24 protein-coding genes are annotated in these 22,879 nt (G+C 66.9%); 8 read left to right on the top strand and 16 right to left on the bottom strand.

The window, feature by feature from the left end:
* Positions 1 to 90: 90 nt before the first annotated feature.
* Positions 91 to 486 carry a VOC family protein gene (locus tag HWX14_RS22195; protein ID WP_175884499.1) on the top strand — a complete coding sequence of 132 codons (396 nt, stop codon included), beginning with the start codon at positions 91 to 93 and terminating at the stop codon, positions 484 to 486.
* A gap of 31 nt (positions 487 to 517) precedes the next feature.
* Here the strand turns inward: HWX14_RS22195 and HWX14_RS22190 are convergent, their stop codons facing one another.
* Positions 518 to 1,129, bottom strand: a complete 612-nt coding sequence (locus tag HWX14_RS22190; RefSeq protein ID WP_175884498.1) for a trimeric intracellular cation channel family protein — start codon at positions 1,127 to 1,129, stop codon at positions 518 to 520.
* A gap of 8 nt (positions 1,130 to 1,137) precedes the next feature.
* Entirely contained in the window at positions 1,138 to 3,273 is a 2,136-nt protein-coding gene (locus HWX14_RS22185; protein ID WP_175884497.1) for a PBP1A family penicillin-binding protein, read from the bottom strand.
* Between the two features lie 242 nt (positions 3,274 to 3,515).
* On the opposite strand from HWX14_RS22185, the gene HWX14_RS22180 reads away from it, so the two are divergent.
* The 4 genes from HWX14_RS22180 (at position 3,516) to HWX14_RS22165 (ending at position 6,098) form a co-directional block, all read left to right on the top strand.
* Positions 3,516 to 4,310 (top strand): aminoglycoside phosphotransferase family protein, encoded by a 795-nt coding sequence (locus HWX14_RS22180; protein WP_175884496.1) that lies wholly within the window; start codon positions 3,516 to 3,518, stop codon positions 4,308 to 4,310.
* A 149-nt stretch (positions 4,311 to 4,459) separates the two neighbouring features.
* Positions 4,460 to 4,726 (top strand): hypothetical protein, encoded by a 267-nt coding sequence (locus HWX14_RS22175; protein WP_175884495.1) that lies wholly within the window; start codon positions 4,460 to 4,462, stop codon positions 4,724 to 4,726.
* 171 nt (positions 4,727 to 4,897) lie between these two features.
* Positions 4,898 to 5,665: a hypothetical protein gene (locus HWX14_RS22170; RefSeq protein ID WP_175884494.1), complete on the top strand. Its 768-nt coding sequence runs from the start codon at positions 4,898 to 4,900 to the stop codon at positions 5,663 to 5,665.
* Positions 5,666 to 5,873: 208 nt separating this feature from the next.
* Positions 5,874 to 6,098 (top strand): hypothetical protein, encoded by a 225-nt coding sequence (locus HWX14_RS22165; protein ID WP_175884493.1) that lies wholly within the window; start codon positions 5,874 to 5,876, stop codon positions 6,096 to 6,098.
* Between the two features lie 712 nt (positions 6,099 to 6,810).
* On the opposite strand, the gene HWX14_RS22155 is transcribed toward HWX14_RS22165, so the two are convergent.
* From HWX14_RS22155 to HWX14_RS22135, 5 genes are all read right to left on the bottom strand, one after another.
* A complete protein-coding gene (locus tag HWX14_RS22155; RefSeq protein WP_175884491.1) occupies positions 6,811 to 7,647 on the bottom strand; it encodes a bifunctional allantoicase/(S)-ureidoglycine aminohydrolase in 837 nt (278 codons plus the stop codon).
* Between the two features lie 841 nt (positions 7,648 to 8,488).
* Positions 8,489 to 8,926, bottom strand: a complete 438-nt coding sequence (locus HWX14_RS22150) for a hypothetical protein (RefSeq protein WP_006496212.1) — start codon at positions 8,924 to 8,926, stop codon at positions 8,489 to 8,491.
* A gap of 376 nt (positions 8,927 to 9,302) precedes the next feature.
* Positions 9,303 to 9,962, bottom strand: coding sequence for an isoprenylcysteine carboxylmethyltransferase family protein (locus HWX14_RS22145; RefSeq protein WP_175884490.1), 660 nt, complete (start codon positions 9,960 to 9,962; stop codon positions 9,303 to 9,305).
* A 161-nt stretch (positions 9,963 to 10,123) separates the two neighbouring features.
* The gene (locus HWX14_RS22140) at positions 10,124 to 10,288 is read right to left on the bottom strand and encodes a hypothetical protein (protein ID WP_162836114.1); all 165 of its coding nucleotides are present in this window, start codon (positions 10,286 to 10,288) and stop codon (positions 10,124 to 10,126) included.
* A 259-nt stretch (positions 10,289 to 10,547) separates the two neighbouring features.
* Positions 10,548 to 10,967, bottom strand: coding sequence for an HIT domain-containing protein (locus HWX14_RS22135; protein WP_089492911.1), 420 nt, complete (start codon positions 10,965 to 10,967; stop codon positions 10,548 to 10,550).
* A 242-nt stretch (positions 10,968 to 11,209) separates the two neighbouring features.
* On the opposite strand from HWX14_RS22135, the gene HWX14_RS22130 reads away from it, so the two are divergent.
* Positions 11,210 to 12,631: a serine hydrolase gene (locus tag HWX14_RS22130; RefSeq protein WP_175884489.1), complete on the top strand. Its 1,422-nt coding sequence runs from the start codon at positions 11,210 to 11,212 to the stop codon at positions 12,629 to 12,631.
* A 78-nt stretch (positions 12,632 to 12,709) separates the two neighbouring features.
* On the opposite strand, the gene HWX14_RS22125 is transcribed toward HWX14_RS22130, so the two are convergent.
* From HWX14_RS22125 to HWX14_RS22100, 6 genes are all read right to left on the bottom strand, one after another.
* A complete protein-coding gene (locus tag HWX14_RS22125) occupies positions 12,710 to 13,333 on the bottom strand; it encodes a glutathione S-transferase (RefSeq protein ID WP_175884488.1) in 624 nt (207 codons plus the stop codon).
* Between the two features lie 72 nt (positions 13,334 to 13,405).
* Entirely contained in the window at positions 13,406 to 14,905 is a 1,500-nt protein-coding gene (locus HWX14_RS22120; RefSeq protein ID WP_175884487.1) for a TIGR01777 family oxidoreductase, read from the bottom strand.
* Positions 14,902 to 15,771 carry a DUF393 domain-containing protein gene (locus tag HWX14_RS22115; protein WP_175884486.1) on the bottom strand — a complete coding sequence of 290 codons (870 nt, stop codon included), beginning with the start codon at positions 15,769 to 15,771 and terminating at the stop codon, positions 14,902 to 14,904. Before HWX14_RS22115 ends, HWX14_RS22120 begins: the two co-directional genes overlap by 4 nt.
* Positions 15,772 to 15,865: 94 nt before the next feature.
* Complete coding sequence (locus HWX14_RS22110; RefSeq protein WP_059238660.1) at positions 15,866 to 16,336, bottom strand: DUF2269 domain-containing protein; 471 nt, start codon at positions 16,334 to 16,336, stop codon at positions 15,866 to 15,868.
* Positions 16,333 to 17,652 carry an SDR family oxidoreductase gene (locus tag HWX14_RS22105; RefSeq protein ID WP_175884485.1) on the bottom strand — a complete coding sequence of 440 codons (1,320 nt, stop codon included), beginning with the start codon at positions 17,650 to 17,652 and terminating at the stop codon, positions 16,333 to 16,335. The genes HWX14_RS22110 and HWX14_RS22105 overlap by 4 nt, the downstream gene beginning before the upstream one ends.
* Positions 17,653 to 17,740: 88 nt before the next feature.
* Entirely contained in the window at positions 17,741 to 18,274 is a 534-nt protein-coding gene (locus HWX14_RS22100; protein ID WP_006480371.1) for a MarR family transcriptional regulator, read from the bottom strand.
* A gap of 164 nt (positions 18,275 to 18,438) precedes the next feature.
* Between HWX14_RS22100 and fabV the strand changes: the two genes are divergently transcribed.
* Positions 18,439 to 19,641, top strand: coding sequence for an enoyl-ACP reductase FabV (gene fabV, locus HWX14_RS22095; protein ID WP_175884484.1), 1,203 nt, complete (start codon positions 18,439 to 18,441; stop codon positions 19,639 to 19,641).
* A gap of 61 nt (positions 19,642 to 19,702) precedes the next feature.
* Here fabV and HWX14_RS22090 read toward each other — a convergent pair whose 3' ends face one another.
* Complete coding sequence (locus HWX14_RS22090; protein ID WP_175884483.1) at positions 19,703 to 20,407, bottom strand: SDR family oxidoreductase; 705 nt, start codon at positions 20,405 to 20,407, stop codon at positions 19,703 to 19,705.
* Between the two features lie 341 nt (positions 20,408 to 20,748).
* Between HWX14_RS22090 and HWX14_RS22085 the strand changes: the two genes are divergently transcribed.
* Positions 20,749 to 21,333: a TetR/AcrR family transcriptional regulator gene (locus tag HWX14_RS22085; RefSeq protein ID WP_175884482.1), complete on the top strand. Its 585-nt coding sequence runs from the start codon at positions 20,749 to 20,751 to the stop codon at positions 21,331 to 21,333.
* A gap of 42 nt (positions 21,334 to 21,375) precedes the next feature.
* Here the strand turns inward: HWX14_RS22085 and HWX14_RS22080 are convergent, their stop codons facing one another.
* Both HWX14_RS22080 and HWX14_RS22075 read right to left on the bottom strand, forming a co-directional pair.
* Entirely contained in the window at positions 21,376 to 21,954 is a 579-nt protein-coding gene (locus HWX14_RS22080) for a hypothetical protein (RefSeq protein ID WP_175884481.1), read from the bottom strand.
* Between the two features lie 139 nt (positions 21,955 to 22,093).
* On the bottom strand, positions 22,094 to 22,879 hold the full coding sequence (locus HWX14_RS22075) for a YhfC family glutamic-type intramembrane protease (protein WP_175884480.1): 786 nt from the start codon (positions 22,877 to 22,879) through the stop codon (positions 22,094 to 22,096).

Raw genomic sequence — 22,879 nt, 5'->3', positions numbered from 1 at the left:
CATGATCGTTGCGTCGCTCGACGTCGTGCGCTGCCTTGGACGGCGGCGTTCTCTCCAGGTCTGTCGTCTCTCCCCTTCGAGGAAACCCCCGTGCCGCTTCCGATGACCCGCATCATCCTGTACGTCCGCGACGTCACGTTGCTGAAGACGTTCTATCAACGGCATTTCGCGCTGCCCGTCATCGAGGAAATCGGCGGCGAATGGGCCGTGCTCGACGCAGGCGCGATCGAACTCGCGCTGCATCGGGCCGGCCCGGCGTTCCGTGATGCGGCCACACTTGCATCTGCAAGCACGAACGCGCACGCAGCCACCAGCAACGTGAAACTCGTATTCACGATCGACGCCGATATCAACGAACATCGCGACCGGCTCGCCCGTGACGGTGTGACCGTACGAGATATCAAGCGCTATGACGGCTTCCCGTACCGGATGTATGACGGCGTCGATCCGGAAGGGAACGTCTTTCAGCTGATGCAGCCGGACTGAGTGCCGGCGCGGCAACCTCCAGCGCGAGCGCTCAATGCTCGACGTCCGCCGCACCGAAGGTCCGCATCTTCCAGCCGAGCCGCACCGCGAGCATCCGCATCGAGAAGCCGGCCGCGAGCGCGGCGAGCGTCGCGAACCCCGCGTCGATGCCGACATGCTGCATCCCGACATACAGCCCGCCCGTGACGAACGCGACGCTCGCATACAGCTCCTCGCGCAGGATCAGCGGCATCTCGTTGCAAAGTAAATCGCGCAGCATCCCGCCGCACACGCCCGTGATCGCGCCGGCCAGCACGACGATGATCGGCGCCGTGCCGGTCGACGCGCCGACGTCGCAGCCGATGATCGTGAACGCCGCGAGGCCGATCGCATCGACGGTGACGAACAGCGTCTTCATCCGCGCGACGTGCCGCGCCGCCCACGACGCGACGGTCGCCGCGACGAGCGTGATCACCAGGTATTCGGGATGCGCGATCCAGCCGAGCGGATAGTGGCCGAGCAGCACGTCGCGCACGGTGCCGCCGCCGAGCGCCGTCACCGCGCCGACGAGCGCGAGCCCGAAGCGGTCCATCCCGCGGCGCATGCCCATCAGCGCCCCCGACATCGCTTCCGCGACGATCGCAATCAGATAGAGCGTATGCATCGCGCGCGTCAGTCGTCGGTCCGGAACAGGTCGAGCACGCGTTCGCGCTCGGCCGCATCGACGGCGGCAGGCATCGGTTCGTCGCGCTTGCCGTCGCCGGCCCGCGCGTCCGACGCATCCGACGCATCGCTGGCCGCCGCGCCGCCGCACGCGAAGCGGCTGCGGATATACGCCGGCACGTCGGCCGTGCAGGTGCCGCGCGTGTATTCGGCGTAGACGAAATCGCCGTCGACGAGCGCGACGTCCTGCGGCGGCGCGGCGTCGACCGGTGTGCGCCCGTCGACGGCCGTCTTCATGTAGTCGAGCCAGACCGGCAGCGCGAGCGTCGCGCCGGTCGCGCGCCCCATCGGGCGCGGCGTGTCGTAGCCGAGCCACGCGACCGCGACGATGCCCGACGAATAGCCGGCGAACCATACGTCCTTCGATCCGTTCGACGTGCCCGTCTTGCCCGCCGCGTCGTCGCGCCGCAGCGCGAGCGCGCCGCGCGCGGTGCCGGCCCGCACGACGTCGCGCAGCATGCTGTCCATCACGAACGCATTGCGCGCCGACACGACGCGCTCGCCCGCCGGCACGGTCGCCTCGTACATCGCGCCGCCGTGGCGCTGCTTCACCGACAGGATCAGGCGCGGCTCCATCCGCGTGCCGCCGTTCGCGAACACGCTGTATGCGCTCGCGAGTTCGAGCGGCGTCACGGCGCCCGCGCCGAGCGCGAGCGGCAGCGACGCCGGATTGCGCTGTGCATCGAAGCCGAAATGCACCGCGTGCTGCTGCACGTAGCGCGCGTCGGTGGCCTGCATCAGGCTGACCGCGACCAGGTTCTTCGAGCGCACGAGCCCCCGCCGCACCGGGATGAAGCCTTCGTAGCGATTGCCGAAATTGCGCGGACGCCACGGCCGCGCGCCGGTTTCCGCGTGCGTGAGCGTGCGCTGCGTATCGTCGACGAGCACGCCCGGGAAGTAGCCCTTCTCCAGCGCCGCCGAATAGACGAACGGCTTGAAGCTCGAACCCGGCTGCCGATACGCCTGCAGCGCATGGTCGAACACATTGCGATTGAAATCCGCGCCGCCGACCAGCGCGAGCATGTCGCCGGTGGCCGCATCGAGCGACACGAGCGCGCCTTCGAGCCCGTTGCGCGTATCGCGTGTCGCGCGCGGCTGCCGGCTCAGCGTGCGCTCGAGCGCGGCCTCGGCCGCGCGCTGGTCGCGCATCGAGATCGTCGTCGTCACGTCGAGGCCGAGCGTGTACGCGTCGTCACGAAACCGCTCGACCATCATCCGGCGCGCGCGCTCGGCAACGTACGGCGCCGCGATGATGCCGGGCGGCGGCGTCGTCGCCAGTGCGATCGGCGCGTCGACGGCCGCGCGATACGTCGCGTCGTCGAGCTGGCCGAGCGCGTGCATCCGGCCGAGCACGTAGTTGCGCCGCGCGGTCGCGCGCGCCGGATTGACGACCGGGTTGAACGCGGACGGCGCCTTCGGCAGCCCGGCGAGCATGGCCGCCTCGCCCGCGCTCAGCGCGTCGAGCGGCTTGCCGAAGTACACGTGCGCGGCGGCCGCGAAACCGTATGCGCGCTCGCCCAGATAGATCTCGTTCATGTACAGCTCGAGCAGCTTGTTCTTGCTGTATGCGCGTTCGAGCTTCGCCGCCATCAGGATCTCGGCGAGCTTGCGGCTCAGCACCTTGTCGCGCGTCAGGTAGAAGTTGCGCGCGACCTGCATCGTGATCGTGCTGCCGCCCTGCCCCGGCTGCCCCGTCACGACGTTCGCGAACGTCGCGCGCGCGAGGCCGCCGACATCGACCGGGCCGTGCTCGTAGAACTTCGCGTCCTCGGCCGCGAGCAGCGCATGGCGCATCAGCGGCGGGATGCGTTCGAGCGGCACGAACTCGCGCCGCTCGACGCCGTATTCGGCCAGCAGGTCGCCGTCGCGCGAGAAGATCCGCAGCGGCAGCGCGGGACGATAGACGGCCAGGTGTTCGACGGACGGCAATTGCGTCCAGATGCGATCGATCGTCCAGGCGCCGATGCCCGCGCATGCGAGCGTCAGGCCGAGCAGCGCGCCCGCGAGCGTGCGCCATACGCGACGGCGGCGCGGCGGTACGGATGGCGGCACGGGCGGCGGCGGGTTGGCGGTGGGGTCGGTCATGTCGGGCTCCTTCGTCAGTGCCGCGACGACCGGCGCGCGAGCGGCGCCGATCGGTCACGAAAGGCGCGCATTGTCGAAGGGATGGCGCGAAACCGGAACATTCTTTAGCCAAAGTTTGGCTGGCTAAATTTTATTTAGGAAAGCGCCTTGGGGGCCGCTCGCACCGTGGATGCGGGGTTGCGGCATGCCGTTGCGGTCGAGTGTGCCGGGCGCGCGGGCCGGTTCGCTTGTACCATCGTCGGATGTTCGATCGATACCTCGACCTGTGGAGCCTCGTCCCCGACGGCGGCCCGATCCTGACCGCCAGCGGCGGCCTGCTGCCGGTCGTTTGGCGCACACAGCCCGCGATGCTGAAGGTCGCCACTTGCGACGAAGAGCGGCGCGGCAATGCGCTGATGACCTGGTGGAACGGGCAAGGCGCCGCGCAGGTGTGGCAGCACGACGGCGACGCGATCCTGCTCGAACGCGCGCAGCCGGCCCCCACGCTCTCCGCGTTGTCGGCAGCGGGCCACGACGACGACACGATGCGCATCGCCTGCGATGTCGTCGCGCGGCTGCATGCGCATCGTGCGCCGCAGGTGCCTCCGGTCGTGCCGCTGCATGACTGGTTCTACGCGTTGCTGTCCAACGACGCCGACAACGACGCGTTGCGCCGCTCGGCGACGATCGCTCGTCAGTTGCTGGCTGGGCCGTCCGTCGACGAAGTCGTGCTGCACGGCGACATCCATCACGACAACATTCTTCATTTCGGCGATCGAGGCTGGCGCACGATCGACCCGAAAGGGCTGCGCGGCGAGCGCACGTTCGATTACGCGAACCTGTTCTGCAATCCTGCGCATGACATCGCGGTCGATCCGGTGCGTTTCGAGCGGCGCGTTGTGCTCGTGGCCGATGCTACGCGGCTCGACCGGCGGCGGTTGCTGCAGTGGATACTCGCGTGGTCGGGGCTGTCGGCCGTGTGGTTGATGGAAGACGAGTTGCCGGCCGATACGCGGCTGGAAGTTGCGATGCTTGCCGCGGGTGCACTCGGGCTGTAGCGATACGCACCGACCATGAAAACAGGCCCATCGCGGGTTTCTGCGGGAAAGCTGCGAAGACCACCGGTATTCGGCCAGCTTCAGACACTCGACCATAGGGACTAGATCACCGACAATCTTCAGTACCCGCTTGCCTTTGGTCAATATCGATGAAAGTTTCGAGAGATTTCGGAATCGTTGTCCGGCGGGCTGCGCTAGCAGCCAAGAATGTCGACCTATCCACGGTCATGGTCGAATTCAATTTTCGGGAATATTTTGACGAATCCGATAGCCTCATATCGCTTGGCCCGTTCTTCGGAGGCGATGCGGCCGATGAGTGCACGAAGTCATTGGAACGGCTTGGGCTGACATACATCGACGACTTTTTTGTCTTCGAGACGTTCGTGCCCGACTGGTGTTCGTTCGAAGTATTTTGACGTGAGCGCCGATATCGGGTTTCCGAGGTCGGCTAACGGCCAATTTCGAGCGCTCGACCGCGGTGGCCAAATCGTTGACAATCGAAACGCTCCGGCAATCGGGTGGAGATATCAATAACTATTCGTGGAAGCAGCGGGGCGAGTTAACTAGACGCATGGGAGAGGAATAAAATGATTGCGAATTGGAGCATCAGCGCCGCCACCATTTCTCGGTGGAAGCGCCTCGTCGAGGAAAACAAGAACAAGGACTTGGCGATTCAGCGTCGCGCCCGAAACGTGAAGCGGAGCGAAGCGCTTGACCTCTCGGAAGAGAAAATCTGGCGAGTTCTCGTTGGCTGCAACGTGACCACGCAGCAGCGGTCCGGCCCGAAGTCAGTCGCGAGCAAATTCCTCCAGTCGGACAGCCCGGCTCTCAATTTGGAGAGATGCAGGAATTCCAAGGACGTTCAACGCTTGATCGAGACAGAGTGCACCCAAGCAGGTCTACGGCGCTCGGTGACCATCGCGAAGAATCTTGCGAAGACGCTCAACAACCTTCAGAAGTTGGACGGCTGGGCCGAACTGCAGGCGCAACTGGCAACCCTTGAAAAGAACACGACGTCGCGAAAGGAGCGCCTGGTCGCCGACTATTTGCGCTCCGGCGACTTTCCCGGCCTCGGCCAGAAGCAAGCCCGGAACTTCATTCAATGGATAGGGTTGTCCAGATATGAGGTGCCCTTGGACAGCAGAGTTCTCAAAAGGCTGCGGGAGTTCGGTGCGAACTTCGTGCCCAGAGGCGCTGCCATGACTGACGAAGCGGTATACCTCTTCGTTCAAGACCTGGTGCAGCGGATTGCAAAGGAGCTCGACATCTACCCCTGCGAGCTCGATGCCTGCATCTTCGCCAGCTTTGGTGATGATGAGCCCGCGATTGAAGCGGAGGATACAGACACAGAGTAGGTTTCGCTAGCTGTGCATATTCGACAATCAAGACTGGATCGGCAACAATTCCTCAGTCAAGTCAACACGGCAGCCCTTGCGAGCTACCTACTGCCCGATCATGTGCGTCGACAGTCAGTCTCTTCCGTTTGCGTCAGAGCAAGAGGTTCTTTCTCAAATAGCCCAATTTAGTCCGGCTGGTGGGGACTGGTTGCCGCTCCAGCGTCTTTTGGACGATCTCTGGAGCATCGGGGTGTCGGAGAAGTCGCTGAGTGTTCTATTCGGCCTTTTTGAACGATTCCCCGATAGTGATGGGGCGGGTGTGCTGTGGAGCATTGTTCACGGGATCGAGCATCTTGGCATCGCTTACGAACAAGAGTTGGCGAAGTCGCTCACGCGATGCCCGTCCTTGATGGGTGACATCATGATGTCGCGATTGTTGCGAGCACGCTGAGTTGCAAGTGACCCTTGAGTCGAAATGAATAAGCTCGCTGAGTTCAGCTTAACGAAGACAGAATTCATATCTCGTTTCCAATATGCGTCTATACAGATTATTTTTCTTATGCGCTGTCGCGTTGACAGCATGCGCCACGGTTCACCGTACGCCTACTCCAGCCAATACACCAGTTGACAGTTCATTAACCGGCTCGCCTGACCAAGGTTCGTTTCCTCGGCATACGGAAGCGGAATTGCAGGCAGCTTACGAGCGGACGATGCGGTTCGCTGCGTTTCGTCGCAGATGTGGCATGGTCCCAAGAGTGTTCTATCCTACTGAGTCCGCTGTGGCCGGGGAGCATGGGACGGTGATAGTAGAAATCTTGATCGGCTTGAACGGCGACATCGATCGCACCGAGATTGTCCAAAGCAGTGGCTCCCCGCGCCTCGATCAAGCTGCCATTGATGGAGTCCGATACTTGAAGTGCCGTCCGGAGATAATTGACGGCAAACCTGCTCGCGCAGTCGTACGTATACCAGTTTCCTTTGACCTAAATAAATAGCTACAAGACGATGAATGCCGTGTCCCAGGTCATCGCCGTGAATGTCCGGTTTTTGGGGCAATGAGAGACCGCTCCGGATCGCCACCAGACATCCAGGGAACCCCACGAAGAACCGAAAAAAACCGCCGGCATACACCGACGGGTTTTCATGTCCGACCTGCGCGGCGCTTAGCGCGCCGGATTCAGCGTCAGGTTCATGTGCCGATTCACATCCTTGTACAACAGATAACGGAACCGCCCAGGCCCGCCCGAATAGCACGCCTGCGGACAGAACGCACGCAGCCACATGAAGTCGCCGGCTTCCACCTCGACCCAGTCCTGGTTCAACCGATAAACGGCCTTGCCTTCCAGCACATACAGGCCGTGCTCCATCACGTGCGTTTCGGCGAACGGAATCACGCCGCCCGGCTCGAACGTCACGATGTTCACGTGCATGTCGTGGCGCATGTCGCTCATGTCGACGAAGCGCGTCGTCACCCATGCGCCGTTGGTGCCCGGCATCGGGATCGGCTCGACGTCCTGCTCGTTCGTCACGAACGCTTCCGGCAGCGGAATGCCGTCGACGGCCTGGTAGTGCTTGCGGATCCAGTGGAAACGCACCGCGGCATCGCTGACGTTGTGCAGCGTCCAGTCCGCGCCCGGCGGAATAAACGCATAACCGCCCGGTTTCAGCGTGTGCTGCTTGCCCTGCAGCGTCAGCTCGGCCTCACCTTCGACGACGAACAGCACGGCTTCGGCGTTCTTGTCCTGCTCGGGCTTGTCGCTGCCGCCGCCCGGATTCACTTCGACGATGTACTGCGAGAAGGTTTCCGCGAAACCCGACAGCGGGCGGGCGATCACCCACAGGCGCGTGTTGGTCCAGAACGGCAGCCAGCTCGTGACGATGTCGCGCATCACCCCCTTCGGGATCACCGCGTACGCCTCGGTGAACATCGCGCGATCGGTCAGCAGATCCGTCTGCGGCGGGTGGCCGCCGTGCGGCGCGTAATACGTTGTCTTAGACATAGTGCATCCAGGCAATGGGTTGGTCCGGCCCCGGGCGCAAACGGCATCGGGCGGTTCGCACGCGCGTGGGGCACGCAGGCGACGGCGGGACATCGTTGCCGGGGTGGCTTGAAGGCGCATGCGCCTTCGGTCGGTCGGCCAGGCTTCGCGTCGGGTCCGTCCGGTTCAGCGGACCCGGCGGCCCGGGTCGTCGGGCCGGCGGCCGGGCCGCGGCGCTCGCGATCAGGGCGAGACGCGGACGGCAGCACGGTTCGACTCCGTACACGAGCATCGCCGACGATAGCCAAGTCGATCCCGATCGACCAATTAAATGTTGCGATGACATGCATTCGATTTCCCACTACCGGCCGGCGCCCGCGATGCGCGGTGGGAAGGCGTTGCGGGGCGCGCCGACTATCAGGGAAATCCTGACGGTTGCGACGTCCCGGCGATGCGTCCTTACCTGGCAACGCGCCCCGCACGTGCAGGTTCCGGTGCTTGTCGTTACGCGGATGGAAAGCAGTCGATACGTGCGGGGCAGCGGATTGCTACGAGACGGTCAAGTCCGGTCAGGTCGGAACGAACCGACGTGTCGAAGGAAAAGCGGATGGCATTCGACCGATCCTGTCCGGACGCATTCGGACGCGGCAGACGATGTCGTCGAGAAACGGAGAAAACAGCGGAGGGAAAATTGCCGGCCTGCAAATCGGGCCCATGGCAGCGGCTGATGAAGCCGGAGGAGAATCGCCGGTCTGGCCGGGGAAGCGGCCCGGCAGGGGCGCCGGGCTGAAGCTCGCGTCGGGGTGCCGACGCCGTCAGCGCGCCGGTGCGCGGGTCGCGCACCGTGCCGCGCCAGCGGCGATCAGTCCCAGTCGCGGTGGTGACGATGCTTGCGGTGACGGTAGCCGCGGTCGCCGTGATCGCGATCGTACGAGCTGCGCGACATGTTGCCGCCGAGCGCCGCGCCGGCGCCGCCGCCGACGGCCGCGCCCAGCAGGCCGCCCGTGCGGCCGCCCATCGCGTTGCCTGCCGCGGTACCCGCGCCGCCGCCGAGGGCGCCGCCGATGATCGCGCCGGTGCGCTCGCGACGGTTCGACGTCACCGCGCCGCCGGCGCCGCCGCCGATCGCGCCGCCGATGACGGAGCCCGTGCTGCCGCCGACCGCGCCGCCGACCGCTGCGCCGGCAACCCCGCCGAGCGCGCCGCCGAGCGCGTTGTTCAAGTCACCGGCCATTGCCGGCAGTGCAGTCGCGCCGGTCAACGCGGCGACGACGAGAGCGGGGGCGATTTTCTTCCACATTCCCGTATTCTTCCTTGTTCGCAATTCTGGTTATCGAGGTCCGCTCGGTACGACGATCTGAATCGATCGACGTCGGGCCAGGCATTGTGCCGAACCGCGGACCAATTCATTTCAACGAGCTTGCGGCGAAGAATAGCACCGGTCCCGCATTCGTGCCGTGGACATTGTGGTAACAAGTTGTTTACGAATAACAGACGTTGAAGCGCCCGCCGAATCCGGCTGAAACCCTTGCCGGTATTGGCTTCCGCAACGGTCCGGCCCTGCATTCAGACAGGCCGGTCATGCACCCAGTCGTGCATTCGAGACACACGTGGCAACACATCTGCACACGCCGGGGGCAAGCCTCCGAACGACGGTGAGCGGAAAAATGACGGGGTCAGTACACGCCGGGCAGTAAACGCCACGTCCGCGCGCAATACGCGTCGTATTCGGCGCCGAATTGCGAACGCAGCAATGCCTCCTCCGAGCGGATTCGCGCGACGAGCGGCACCAGCGTCAGCACGACCAGCAGCACGCCAACGCCCGAGCGGAACGCCAGCGCCCAGCCGAACGAATTGACGACCAGGCCGAGATAGCTCGGATTGCGGATACGGCTGTAGATGCCGCCGGTCACCAGCGTATGGCCCGGCTGGATCGCGACGAGTCCGCTGAAGCGCTTGCCGAGCACGAACACGGGCCAGATACGCAGCACGCCGCCCGCGAGGTACAGCACGACGCCGATCCAGCGCACCGTGTCGCCGCCGAAGGTCCACACGTCGAGCCGATCGGTCAGCGCGGGCAGGTATGCGAGCAGGAAGCCGCTCACCGCGAACGCCGCGAGCACCCAGCGGTTGTCGCGGCTTTCGCGCTCGCCGCTGCTCAGGTTGCCTTCGGTGAACAGCGCGGCGACGGCCATCGCGAGCGTCGCGATCGCGACGACGGTCAGTTGCGGATGCGAGAAGAACGCAGCGAACCCGCCGCTGCCGAGCACGGCGAGCCCGAGATAGACGAGTATGGATACGCCCGTCAGGACGATGACCTTGCGGGTGACACTCATGACGGCCTCGCGGAATGCGGTTTCCTGTGAAGTATAGGAACTGCGCACACCCAGTGCCGTGCGTCGCCGTCATGCGTGGCGCGAGTTCGCGCGTATCGTCCGCCTAACGACAGCCGACGGGGCCGGTGTGGCCGGCGCCGGGGCCCTCGCGCTGCGACGGATCAGCGGATACGGAAGTTGCCGCCGATCCCGACGCTGACGGGCGGCGCGTAATACGCGGGCGCATAGCCGTAGTAGGCCGGCGCGGGCGCGTAGCCGTACGGCGGCGCGACGTAGCAGCCGGACAGGCCGCCGATCAGGGCAAGCGTGATGAGAAGTCTGGACATGGCTCGGTTCCCCGCACGAAAGACGAATGGCATCTCACGAAGGCCGCGCCCCGCGCCCGCGATGGGCGGCGGCGCGGCAAGAAGGCGGTGTGCGCCCTTCCCTTCGCTCGATGAAACAATGCGCGGAGTCTAGCGCCGGGCCCGGCCGGCCGAGTTTCCCGGGCGGTTACACGTGTTACCTCACGTGACCGTTGAAACAAGCTTGGGCGGCGCAGCGGCCGGCCGGTGGGCGGCCGCCGCGCCGGCGGCGGTCGGGCTGTTACACGAAGCGGGCACGGATGCGCTGCGCGAGCGCTTCGAGCGTCGCCGCGTCGGCGATGTCGCGCGCATGCATCCGCAGCTCCGCGCCTTCCCAGCGCGGAATCACGTGGAAGTGCACGTGCGGGACCGTCTGGCCGGCGGCCGCGCCGTTGAACTGGCCGATGAACACGCCGTCCGGCTCCAGCGCCGCGCGCACCGCCGCCGCGACCCGCTGCGTCATGCGGATGCCGGCCGCGGCCGCATCGCCGGACAGCTCGAAGATCTGCGCGGCCGGCTCCTTCGGGATCACGAGCACGTGACCGTCGGCCTGCGGCATCAGATCCATGATCGCGAGCGTCGCGTCGTCTTCGGCGACCTTCACGCACGGCAGTTCGCCGCGCAGGATTTTGGCGAACGGGTTGTTGTTGTCGTAGGACATGGCGTTTTCCGATCTCGATTGGACAGTGGGACTGGGACAGCAATGCCGGACGATTATCGGCCGATGGCCGGCCCGATATCAACTCGCGCGACACGCGGCGCCGGCCGAACGACCGGACACGCGGCAGCGCGCACGCTTGCGGCCGTCATCGCGCGTCACGCGGCCGCGATTGCATCGCATCGCCCGAACCTGCGACACTGCCGAATCGTTGCCGGCCGGCACGCCACCGAGGACGCTCGCGCATGACGATCCCCCTCAGGAAGCTGATTCTGCGCGGTGTCGCGCTCGTGCTCGTCGCCGCGATCGGTTACACGGGCTATATGTTGTCCCGGCTCGCGCCGATCGCGACCGGCTATGCGGCCAAGGCGCTGTGTTCGGGCGTGTTCGTGTCGGGCCGGCCGGCCGCGTCTGTGATCGACGTCGACATCATGGCCGGCGTCCATCCGCTGCTGAAACTGGTGCGCCCGTCGCTCGATCCCGACCATCATCGCGCGGTGGCGACCTTCGCCGGCTTCGCCGAACGCGAAGCCGACTTCCGGCCCGGGCTCGGCTGCACGCTCGCACTTGGCTCCCCGACCGGCGCGGCGGCGGCCACCTTGCCCGCCGCGTTGCCGCCCCTCCCCGATCCGCCGCTCGCGCAACCTGACCCGCCCGCACCGGCCACGCCGCCCGCCGGCATCGACGCCCACAAGCTGCAGACCGCGCTCGACCGCGCGTTCGACGAACCCGATCCGGCGCGGCCGCGGCGCACGCGCGCGGTCGTCGTGATGTGGCGCGGCCACGTAATCGCCGAACGCTATGCGCCCGGCTTCACGGCCGATACGCCGCTGCCCGGTTGGTCGATGACGAAGACCGTGACGGCCGCGCTGGTCGGCACGCTGGTCGCGCAACACAAGCTGTCGCCGGACGCGTCGGCGCTGCTGCCCGAATGGCGCGGCAGCGGCGATCCTCGCGCGGCCATCACGCTCGACGAGCTGCTGCGGATGACGAGCGGCCTGCAATTCAACGAGGACTACGACGATCCGCTGTCCGACGTCGCGGTGATGCTGTTCACGCAGCCCGATACCGCGCGGTTCGCGTCGGCGAAGCCGCTCGCCGCGACGCCGGGCGCGCAATGGTCGTACTCGAGCGGCACGAGCGCGATCGTCGCGCGCGTGATGCGCGAAGCGCTGGGCGGCAGCGACGCCGACTATCTCGCGTTTCCGCGCCGCGCGCTGTTCGCGCCGCTCGGGATGCGCAGCGCGGTGTTCGAGCCCGATGCATCCGGCACGCTCGTCAGCGCGTCGTACCTGTATGCGAGCGCACGCGACTGGGCGCGCTTCGGGCAGTTTCTTCTGCAGGACGGCGTGTGGAACGGGCAGCGGCGGCTGCCGGAAGGCTGGGTGCGCTACCTGACGCGCGCGACGCCGCAGTCGTCAAGGCAGGAATTCGGCGCGCAGCTGTGGGTGAAAGTGCCGGAGCCGTTCAACGATCGCGATCCGCACGCGCGCGCGATGCCGGCCGACGCGTTTCACGCGGTCGGCCATGAAGGCCAGTTCGTGAGCGTGGTGCCGAGCCGCGAGCTGGTGGTCGTGCGGCTCGGGCTGTCACGGCCGGAAGCCGCGTGGAATCACGAGGCGTTTCTCGCGCGCGTGCTCGACGCGGTCCCGGCGCCCGGTGCGTGACCGGCGGGTGCGTAGATGAGTCGGTCGTGAAGTGGCGGCGATTGCAATGCCGCCGCTTCACGCGCTACCCGCGCTGCATTACGGATTCGCGCTCCCCGCGTACTGCTTGAACCCTTCGCGCGTCGCGAGACGTTCGATATAGCGCGACACCGCCGGCAGGTCCGGATGCTCGAACGGCGTGCCGAACCAGCGGTTCACCGACAGGCCGATCGGGATATCCGCGAGCGTGAACGTGTTGCCGGCCACGTACGCGCCGGTCTTGTCGAGCTGCGCATTCAGCACGCGCATGTGCGTCGTCCAGCCCGCGATCGACCGCGCGATGTCGTCCGGATCCTGATGATCGGGCGACTTGCGCACGAGACCCAAGAATGCGCCGACCCACGAGCGGTTCAGGTCCGAGCCCTGCCAGTCGATCCACTGGTCGACCCGCGCACGCGCCTGCGGCTCGGCCGGATACAGCGCATCGCCGCCGTAGCGGTTCGCGAGATAGCGGATGATCGTGTTCGATTCCCACAGCACGAAATCGTCATCCTGGATGACGGGCACGAGCGCGTTCGGATTCAGCGCGAGATAAGCCGGATCGTGGGTCGTGCGGAAGCCCGCGCCCCAGTCTTCCTGTTCGAACGGCAGGTTCAGTTCGGTGCACAGCCACAGCACCTTGCGGACGTTGATGGACGGAATCTTGCCGAGGACGTGCAGCATGCAGTCTCCTTGAGGGGTCGGGTGCGGAGCGTTCGGCGCGCACGGCACGCGCCGAACGCGTTCACGCCGAATTTATACACGACCTCGCGGGAAACGGCAGACCGCGGGCGCGAAATCGGTGTGCGGCCGATTCGTCAGGTCGCGCAGCGCGTGCTCGGCCGTTGGAAAGCGGAACATGAATCCGTCCTGATGCAGCCGTGCCGGCACCACACGCTGCCCGTCCAGCAGCAGCTCGGCCATCTCGCCCATCGCGGCGCGCAGCGGCGCGGCCGGCACGTGCAGGAACGCCGGGCGGCGCAACACCTTCGTCACGACCTGCACGAACGCGCGCTGGGTCAGCGGCACCGGTGCGACCGCGTTGTAGACGCCATGCATGCCCGTGTTGGACATCGCTCGCGCGACGATCCGCAACACGTCGTCGCGGTGAATCCAGCTCATCACCTGCGCGCCGTCGCCGAATCGGCCGCCCAGCCCGAAGTAATGCGGCAGCAGCATCGGGCGCAACGCGCCGCCCGGGCCGAACACGATGCCCAGCCGCAGCACCACCGCGCGCACGCCGTGGCGCTCGAGCGGTTGCACGGCCGCCTCCCATTGCCGGCACAGCTCGGACATGAAGCCGGTGCCGGTACGGCTGTCCTCGTCGAGCCGTTCGTCGCCCGGCCGCACGCCGTAGTAGCCGATCGCGGACGCCTGGATCCACGTGCGCGGCTTGACCTCGGCGGCGTCGACCCAGCGCATCAGCGCCTGCGTGACGCCGACGCGGCTGGCGAGCAGCAGCGCCTGCCGGCGCTGGCTCCAGCGTGCGCCCAGCACCGGCGCGCCGGCGAGATTGATCACCGTGTCGAAGCGTTCGTGCGGCTGCAACTGGTCGATGGACGTCACGCTGCGCATGCGGCCTTGAAACAGGTAAGCCGCGCGCAGCGGATCGCGCGCCAGCAACGTGACCGTGTGCCCTGCATCGAGCAGTTGGTTCACGAGCGTTTCGCCGATGAAGCCGGTCCCGCCGGTGACGAGCACGTTGCCCGGCCGCTGCCCCGCGAACGGCTTGGCGGCCGGCGCGCGTCGCGCGATGCGGCACGCGGCGATTCCGTCGCGCACGCCCGACACCGTCACGCCGACGGCGAACAGGCTGAGCAGCCAGCCGCGCCAGCCGACGTCGATCGCGTGCAGCGCGGTCGGTTCGTGCGCCCACACGGCGAGCTGCATCGCGATCATCCCGAACAGCGCGCCGCCGTTGACGGCCAGCAGCGTATGCAGCACGCGCTCGGTCGCCGGCAGCTTGCGGCTCTGGTCCTCGACGACGAAATCCCACAACGTCAGCACCACTTCGACGAGCACGACCGCCGCGAGCGCCGCGACCCACGCGCCGTGAAACGCGACGTTCGCGATCGAAGCGAACACGAGGCCGTACAGCACGGACCGCACCGCGTGAATCGCCAGTTCGCGCCGCGCGCGTGGGCTGTGCGGCAGGTCCTGCGTGAGTTCGTGGTGGTAAAGCGTATCGAATGCGCCCATCGCGCCCTGCGCGATCAGCAGGTTGAGCGCCCAGTCGAAAGCCGGCAACGTGTTCATGCGGTATCCCTCCTCCACAACCAGACAAGCGGCGGCACCATCGCGACGAGCGCGGCCACATCGATCGCCACGTGCCCCCACACCTGCGCCTGCCACGACAACAGCATGTCCTGCGGCGCCCAGATCAACAGGCCGGCCAGCAGCCAGCCCCATACTTCCCGCGTCCGCAACCGGTTGCCGAGATGGACGAGCGCGAGCATCCACACCGCCGCGCACTGCACCGTCGCGCCGAGCAGCGACATCCACCAGACCTGCTGGGCGCGCGCGGCTTCGGGCGCCGCTGTCGACCAGAAATGCCGCTCGATGCCGCGGTGATACGCGTCGAGCCATGGCGCGCCGGCAATCCACGGAATCACCACGCCGACGAGCAGATGCGCGATTGCGGCTGCGTACATCGCGTTCACAGCGACGCGGCGCAGCTTGTCGCGCGGCGGGCGATGCGCCGCCGCGCTGTCGGCGTTCCTGCCGATGCTGCACACATCGCCTTCGCAGCAGGCTTGCGCGCGATATCCGAGCCAGCGCGATACGGCATATCGGTTGCGTGCGAGGCGGCGATACAGCGGCGCGAACACGGCACGCATCGCCGGTACGCGAAGCAGCCAGGCGAACCCGCGCCGCCCGACCAGCGCATGGGCGGCCACGATGCCGTCGATGCCGGTCAGCATGCGTCCGTCGGGCAGACGCGCATGCAGCTCGCGATTGAGCGCGGGCAGGTCGACGCCCAGCGGCGCCGGATCGAAACCCGGCTCGGCGATATCGACGAACGCCAGCCGGTGTCGCGCGTCGCGCTCGCCGAGACGCCGGATTTCCGCGACGCATAACGGACATCGCCCGTCGAAATACAGCACCAATTCATTTTCATTCATGCTTTGCACTCCTTCTTGTTTTCGCAAGCATCATGAACCGATCGATCGACTGCTTTCCCGCGTACGCCGCCGCTCCTGCGCGACGACGACAGGCTTACATCGGCTTGACCACCATCAGGAAATACACGGTCAGCATCGCGAAGAACGCCGGATAACCGAGCAGTTCCCAGCGCTTCGCATAGCGCCAGTAGCGCTCCGGCAACGCAGCGTCGCCGTTCGCGTGCGCAAGCTTCGCCATCGATGCAAGTTCGAGCTGCAACCACACGACCGGCAGCCAGCATGCACCGGCGACCGCGTACAGCACGATCGACGCGAGCAGCCACGGCGTATGCCACGGCCAGCCGGCCGTATGCGCGAGCCACAGCCCGGACGCCGGCTGGAAGATCACGGCCGGCGTCGTGAACCACCAGTCCGCGCGCACCACGAGCCGCGACACGGCCGCGATCGCGGGCACCGACCGCGTGCGGTTCGCGAAGAACAAGTAGAACGCGGTGCCGAACCCCGTGCCGACCAGCAGCACCGAGGACAGGATGTGAAGCGCCTTGATGACGAGATAGGTATTCATGCGTGTTCTTCTTCTGAATAGAGGATCAACAGGATGGCGAGAATCGGTACGTTCTTCAGCACGGGGCCGAACGGTTCGGCCAGCAGGCCGGGCATCGTGACCGCGATGACCGCCGAATACGCGACGATCAGCGCTGCTTGCGCGGCCCACAGGCGCCGCGACGGCGCGACGACGGTCGCGATGCCGAACGCGAAATCCAGCGCGCTGGCCGCGTAAAGCGCGATCAGCGCGGGCAGGCCCGTCACGTGCGCGGGCGCAAGCAGCGCAAGGCTCGCGCGCAGCGGATGGATGAAGGCGCTCGCGATCGCCGTCCAGATCCACACGATCGCGAGCGCGCCCATCAGCAACGGGCGCCGCCACATCGAGAGCGCGTCGTGGCGCAGCGCGGCGGCTTCCGCGCCGATGAAGCTGCCGAGGCCGCGCGGCGGCCGGCCGAGCACGGCCGTGGCGGCCGCCGGATCGCCGGTGTTGCCGCCGCGCAGCATCGTCCACGTGTCGCGCGTCAGCATCGCCCCCGGCAGCGCGCCGAGCAATGCGGCCGTTGCCCCGACCAGCGGGCCGGGCAGCGTCACGCGGGCCGCCGGCGGAAAACCCAGCGCGGCGCGGTAGCCCGCCAGCATCTCGCGGTATTCGACTTCGTCGCTGCCGACCACGTCGATCACCCCGCTGCCGGCCGCCCGCGAATCGCCCGTTTGCACGACGAGCCGCGCAACGATTTCGGCGAGATCGTCGACATGCACCGGGCGCAGCCGCTGACGGCCGCCCGCCGGCAGTACGTGCACGGGCAGGCTCGCGAGCATCCGGAAAAACCGCGCGGACGCGCCGGCCGCCCCGTAGACGAGCGCGGGGCGCACGATGCGGAAGTCGATCGGCAGCGTCTGCAGGAACCGGTCGGCCGCCTGCTTGCTCGCGAAGTACCGCGTGTCGCCGCGCTCGACGCCGAGCGCCGAAATCTGGATCACGCGCCGCACGCCGGCCAGGCAAGACGCGATAAAGAGCGCGCACGGCGCGGCGCGATGCACGGCGTCGAGCGTCGCGCCGCGTCGATCGGCCAGCATGCCGACCGCGTTGATCACCACGTCGACGCCCTTCAGCCGCGCGAGCCACGCTTGCGGATCGACGTCCTGCGCGAAGTCGATCGCGACGTCGTGCGGGCCGGCCGCGCGACGCACGCCGCGCAGCACGCGATGCCCGCCGGCTTCGAGCTGCGCGCACAGCGCCCGGCCGATGAAACCGTTCGCGCCGCAGACGAGCACGGTCATGCCGCGCGCGCCGGTGCGCTCGGGCAGGCAGGTCGACGGCAACGTTGCGCTCATTTTCATCCTCTTATTACAGTTATTTCTGTAAAAACAGAAATATCAACCCCGAAAAAAGCGGGCTGCCTGCCCGCTCTGCCGTTACCGCTTACTTCGACGGCTTGCGCCTGACCGTCTGGCTGATCTTCGCGCCGATGCCCAGCGCCTTCATCAGCGTATCGGGCTTGAGCCGCAGCATCTCGTCGGACCAGGTCGTCAGCGTCTCGACGAACTGCAGCGTGTCGCGAATCCGCTGTTCGGTCTCGCGGCTCTCGTTCGCGATCTCCGGATTCGTCAGGCAATCGCGCAGCACCGTGAGCGTCGGCTCGATCTCGCGCTGCCGCCGCCCTTCGACGATCAGCTTGAACAGCTCCCAGATGTCGGTCGACGTCTCGAAGTGGTCGCGGCGATCGCCCAGCACGTGCACGACCTTCGCGAGCCGCCACGCCTGCAGCTCCTTCAGGCTCGTGCTGACGTTGGAGCGCGCGACGTTGAGCGTCTCGGCGATCTCGTCGGCCGCAACCGGCCGTCCGGCCAGGTAGAGCAGCGCGTGAATCTGCGAGACAGTGCGGTTGACGCCCCACCGCGAGCCCATTTCGCCCCAGTGGAGAATGAATCGTTCGGCAATCGGTGTGAGTTCCATGGTGGGGAATTTAGTTTTTTCAGTTATTTCTGTCAATAGAGAAATAACTGACCGATCCGGCGCGTTCCGGCCGCGCCCGCCCGCGATCGGCCGCTTCCTTTACAATGCGCGGGATTTTTCCGATTTCAGGCCGTCCCCGCCTTTCTGATTAGACTGAGGTTTTCATGATCATCAAACCGCGCGTGCGTGGCTTCATCTGCGTGACGACTCATCCGGTCGGCTGCGAAGCCAACGTCAAGGAACAGATCGACTACGTGACTTCGCACGGCCCGATCGCCAACGGCCCGAAAAAGGTGCTCGTGATCGGCGCGTCGACCGGCTACGGCCTCGCCGCCCGGATCTCCGCCGCATTCGGCTCGGGAGCGGACACGCTCGGCGTGTTCTTCGAGCGCGCCGGCAGCGAAACGAAGCCGGGCACGGCCGGCTGGTACAACAGCGCCGCGTTCGAGAAATTCGCCGCCGAAAAGGGGCTGTATGCGCGCAGCATCAACGGCGACGCATTCTCCGACAAGGTCAAGCAGGTCACGATCGACACCATCAAGCAGGATCTCGGCAAGGTCGACCTGGTCGTCTACAGCCTCGCCGCACCGCGCCGCACGCACCCGAAGACGGGCGAAACCATCAGCTCGACGCTCAAGCCGATCGGCAAGGCCGTCACGTTCCGCGGTCTCGACACCGACAAGGAAGTGATCCGCGACGTGTCGCTCGAACCGGCGACGCAGGAAGAGATCGACGGCACCGTCGCGGTGATGGGCGGCGAGGACTGGCAGATGTGGATCGACGCGCTGGCCGAAGCCGGCGTGCTGGCCGACGGCGCGAAGACCACCGCGTTCACGTACCTCGGCGAGCAGATCACGCACGACATCTACTGGAACGGCTCGATCGGCGAAGCGAAGAAGGATCTCGACAAGAAGGTGCTGTCGATCCGCGACAAGCTGGCCGCGCACGGCGGCGATGCCCGCGTGTCGGTGCTGAAGGCGGTCGTCACGCAGGCCAGCTCGGCGATCCCGATGATGCCGCTGTACCTGTCGCTGCTGTTCAAGGTGATGAAGGAAACCGGCACGCACGAAGGCTGCATCGAGCAGGTGTACGGGCTCCTGAAGGACAGCCTGTACGGCGCGACGCCGCACGTCGACGAAGAAGGCCGCCTGCGCGCGGACTACAAGGAACTCGATCCGCAAGTGCAGGCGAAGGTCGTCGCGATGTGGGACAAGGTGACGAACGAGAACCTGTACGAGATGACCGACTTCGCCGGCTACAAGACCGAGTTCCTGCGCCTGTTCGGCTTCGAGATCGCCGGCGTCGACTACGACGCGGATGTGAACCCGGACGTGAAGATCCCGGGCATCATCGACACGACGGTCTGACGATGACGCTCGCCGCCGCCGCGCTCATGGCGCGGGCGGCGGGTTCGCATTGCCGGCAGCGTCAACGCGGCGCCGGTTCTTCCAGATAGACGCCCGACGACAGCGTGGCCTTCACCTGCCGCGTGAACTCGTCGGTCGACACTTCCTCCGCCCCTGCCTCGATCGCGTCGTACGCCTGGCGCACGACGTCGGACGGCGTGGCCTTCGGCACGTCGAGGCCGGCCGTCAGGTCGGTGTCGATGAAGCCGGCATGCAGCCCGACCACTTGCGTGCGCTGCTCGCGCAGCGAATGGCGCAGGCCGTTGGTCAGCGCCCATGCGGCCGACTTCGATACGCCGTAGCCCGACAGGATCGGCCGGTTCACCCAGCTCGCGACCGACAGGATGTTCAGGATCGCGCCGCCGCCATGGGCCGCGAGGGTTCCCGCGAATGCGCGCGACATCGCCAGCATCCCGAACACGTTGGTCTCCAGGTGAGCGCGCAATGCGTCGACCGCGCCGTCGTCGGTCAGACTGCCGAGCCGCGCGATGCCGGCGTTGTTGATCAGCAGCGTGACGTCGCGCGCCGCATCGGCCGCCGCGGCGACGGACGCCGGGTCGGTCACGTCGAGCTTCACGGGCACCACGCCCGGCAGCGTCACGCTGGCCGGATCGCGTGCGCCCGCATAGACCTTGCGCGCGCCCCGTTCGAGCGCCTGCTTCGCGAACTCGAGGCCAAGCCCGCGGTTCGCGCCCGTGATGAAAACGACTGCACCTTCGATCTTCATGACCCATCCTTTCGGAGATTGAATCCCGTGCGCGCCGGTTCGCCGCACGCCCGGAATCCGGTGAAAAACCACGCTGCCATCGCGTACCGAACCGTTGCCCCGCCGGTGCCGCAAGCCGGGCCGTCCCGCCGCCCGCGCCTCGCCGCACCCTGGAGCCAGACCGACTTCGATCCATGTTGCGCCGGTTGCTTCGCTTCGTCCGCGAAGTCGGCTACACTCGAATCTCAATGTCGATCACCCTCGTCTTTGCGATGCATGGTGCCAGCGCGATGACGGCACGTCAATGGTGATCGCCATTGTGATTTTCAATCGCGATAATTGCTGGAATGAGGGAGGGATCGATGGGCGTCTCGAGACAACAGGCTGCCGACAACCGCAACGCGATCGTCGCGGCGGCCGAGCGGCTGTTCCGCGTGCGCGGCGTCGACGCCGTCGGGCTGACGGAATTGATGAAGGAAGCCGGCTTCACGCAGGGCGGCTTCTACAACCATTTCAAGTCGAAGGACGCGCTGGTCGCCGCCGTGATGGACAAGGCGATGCAGGATCGCGCGGATTCGCCGAATGCCGGCAGCGTCGCAAAACAGGTGACGGCGTACCTGTCGGGCGCGCATCGCGACAACGTCGAAGGCGGTTGCCCGCTGTCGGGCTTCGCGGGCGATGCGCCGCGGCTGACCGATGCGGCGCGCGCCTGCTACACGCGCGGCGTCGCCGCGTATCTCGACCGGCTGGAACGCATGGTGGCCACGGAGGGCTCGGCCGCGGCCGACGCGCGCGGCGACGCGATCGCCGTCCTCAGCCGGATGGTCGGCGCGCTGGTGCTGTCACGGGCGGTGGCCGGCATCGATCCCGCATTCGCCGACGAGATCCTCGATGCGACGCGCCGCACGCTCGTCGGGCAGCCGGACGATCCGGCCGTGCCGGCATAGCGGCACGTCGCCATTCGCGCGCGACCGCGTCGCCGTCGCCCGCTATCGGACTGCCCGCGCGGCATCCCACAGCGGCTGCGCGCCGCGCGCCGCATTCCACGCGGCAAACTGCGTGCGCCACGACTCGAACGGTTGCGCGAGCGGATGGCGCGGATCGTCGCTGAGCGCATACGCCATCCCTTCGATCAGCCAGCGCGGCTTCGTCACGACCGCCACATTGCCGAGCACTTCCGCCTGGCGATGATGAATCAGCTCGTGCGCGAGAAAGTAGGTCTGCCAGCCGCGCGGCGCGATCACCACGCCGAAATCGCCGAGCGTCAGCCCCGCGCGCGGGCCGAGGCCGAACGCATCGGCGCACGTGCGCGTCGAGCAGAACACGACGCGCGGTGCGGCGCGGAACGCGCCGACGGCCGCCGCCGCACGCGCGTAGCCGTCGCGATAGAGCTGCTGCGCGTCGCCGAGCTTCGCGGCATCGTCCGTGCAGATGTCGGCGCTCGGGCACGACACGCCGGGAATCAGCGCCGGCGCGACGACGCGCAGCGGCTTGACGAGCGCATACGCGGCAATCGGCAGCGCGACGAGCAGGCCCGTGAGGGCGAAGGCGACATGGGAGCGTTTCATCGAGGCGGCGGTTGCGTGGCGTGTTGTTGGTGTGCTTCTGCGTGACCGTGAATATATCGGACCGGAGCTGCGTCCGGCCCTGCTTTTCATTCCGGCTGGTTTCCGTTCGCGAGGCGGCAGCCGACACGTGCGAAACCCGTCACGCGACGTGCCCCGTATGCGTGTCGCCTGCACCGGCGCTCAGGCGGCTCCAGCGCACGCCCAACCGCAGCAGCGCAACGCTGCCGACGAACAGCAGCCCCTCGACCAGCACGGTATCGACGTGCCAGTACCGTGTCAGCAGCACCGCGGCGAGATCGAACGCGAAATGAAGCGCGATCGCATACGCGAGCCAGCGTTTCGCGCCGCGCACGAACGTCTGCAACACGATCAGCGACAGCCCGACATGCGCAGCCATCGCACTCACGCGCTCGAACAGCGCGAGAAACGGCGACGCGAGCGTCATCCCCACGAACTGCGACCCGATCAGCGACTGCGCGCGCTCCGGCACGACGACGCCCGCATGCGCGAGCAGATAGCCGGTACTCAGCACGACAAACCCGACGCCGACCAGCAACATCGCCTCCAGCCCGCCGTGCCCGAGCCCGAGCATCACGGCCGTTGGCGCGTCGTGCCGCTTCGGCAGCAGATACCGGAACGCGACCCAGCGCCCGCATTCCTCGAAAAGCCCGGCCGTCAACGCGGCGAACACGAGCATCGGCAGATGCCAGCGCGGACCGGTGCCGAGCCAGTGGAACAGCGGCGCCTGCCACGACAGGCGCAATACGGGCTGGAACACGAAGAAGGTCAGCATCCCGTAGCAAAATACGCGCAACGGCACCTGCGTGCGGCGCCGCCACACGGTGGCGAGCCACGCCGGCGCGATCAATGCCACCACACCGGCCGCAAGCGTGGCGAACAGCAGCGCCGGAGCAATCGGATGCAT

The organism is Burkholderia sp. BCC0044, assembly GCF_902832955.1.
GTDB lineage: Bacteria > Pseudomonadota > Gammaproteobacteria > Burkholderiales > Burkholderiaceae > Burkholderia.
This window is presented reverse-complemented; position numbering and strand designations above follow the sequence as displayed.

Bases quoted from the DNA above. Each gene is read 5' to 3' on its own strand.
- HWX14_RS22190 (WP_175884498.1), bottom strand. From the start codon at position 1,129: ATGCATACGCTCTATCTGATTGCGATCGTCGCGGAAGCGATGTCGGGG.
- HWX14_RS22185 (WP_175884497.1), bottom strand. From the start codon at position 3,273: ATGACCGACCCCACCGCCAACCCGCCGCCGCCCGTGCCGCCATCCGTA.
- HWX14_RS22180 (WP_175884496.1), top strand. From the start codon at position 3,516: ATGTTCGATCGATACCTCGACCTGTGGAGCCTCGTCCCCGACGGCGGC.
- HWX14_RS22175 (WP_175884495.1), top strand. From the start codon at position 4,460: ATGAAAGTTTCGAGAGATTTCGGAATCGTTGTCCGGCGGGCTGCGCTA.
- HWX14_RS22170 (WP_175884494.1), top strand. From the start codon at position 4,898: ATGATTGCGAATTGGAGCATCAGCGCCGCCACCATTTCTCGGTGGAAG.
- HWX14_RS22155 (WP_175884491.1), bottom strand. From the start codon at position 7,647: ATGTCTAAGACAACGTATTACGCGCCGCACGGCGGCCACCCGCCGCAG.
- HWX14_RS22150 (WP_006496212.1), bottom strand. From the start codon at position 8,926: ATGTGGAAGAAAATCGCCCCCGCTCTCGTCGTCGCCGCGTTGACCGGC.
- HWX14_RS22145 (WP_175884490.1), bottom strand. From the start codon at position 9,962: ATGAGTGTCACCCGCAAGGTCATCGTCCTGACGGGCGTATCCATACTC.
- HWX14_RS22140 (WP_162836114.1), bottom strand. From the start codon at position 10,288: ATGTCCAGACTTCTCATCACGCTTGCCCTGATCGGCGGCCTGTCCGGC.
- HWX14_RS22135 (WP_089492911.1), bottom strand. From the start codon at position 10,967: ATGTCCTACGACAACAACAACCCGTTCGCCAAAATCCTGCGCGGCGAA.
- HWX14_RS22130 (WP_175884489.1), top strand. From the start codon at position 11,210: ATGACGATCCCCCTCAGGAAGCTGATTCTGCGCGGTGTCGCGCTCGTG.
- HWX14_RS22125 (WP_175884488.1), bottom strand. From the start codon at position 13,333: ATGCTGCACGTCCTCGGCAAGATTCCGTCCATCAACGTCCGCAAGGTG.
- HWX14_RS22120 (WP_175884487.1), bottom strand. From the start codon at position 14,905: ATGAACACGTTGCCGGCTTTCGACTGGGCGCTCAACCTGCTGATCGCG.
- HWX14_RS22115 (WP_175884486.1), bottom strand. From the start codon at position 15,771: ATGAATGAAAATGAATTGGTGCTGTATTTCGACGGGCGATGTCCGTTA.
- HWX14_RS22110 (WP_059238660.1), bottom strand. From the start codon at position 16,336: ATGAATACCTATCTCGTCATCAAGGCGCTTCACATCCTGTCCTCGGTG.
- HWX14_RS22105 (WP_175884485.1), bottom strand. From the start codon at position 17,652: ATGAGCGCAACGTTGCCGTCGACCTGCCTGCCCGAGCGCACCGGCGCG.
- HWX14_RS22100 (WP_006480371.1), bottom strand. From the start codon at position 18,274: ATGGAACTCACACCGATTGCCGAACGATTCATTCTCCACTGGGGCGAA.
- fabV (WP_175884484.1), top strand. From the start codon at position 18,439: ATGATCATCAAACCGCGCGTGCGTGGCTTCATCTGCGTGACGACTCAT.
- HWX14_RS22090 (WP_175884483.1), bottom strand. From the start codon at position 20,407: ATGAAGATCGAAGGTGCAGTCGTTTTCATCACGGGCGCGAACCGCGGG.
- HWX14_RS22085 (WP_175884482.1), top strand. From the start codon at position 20,749: ATGGGCGTCTCGAGACAACAGGCTGCCGACAACCGCAACGCGATCGTC.
- HWX14_RS22080 (WP_175884481.1), bottom strand. From the start codon at position 21,954: ATGAAACGCTCCCATGTCGCCTTCGCCCTCACGGGCCTGCTCGTCGCG.
- HWX14_RS22075 (WP_175884480.1), bottom strand. From the start codon at position 22,879: ATGCATCCGATTGCTCCGGCGCTGCTGTTCGCCACGCTTGCGGCCGGT.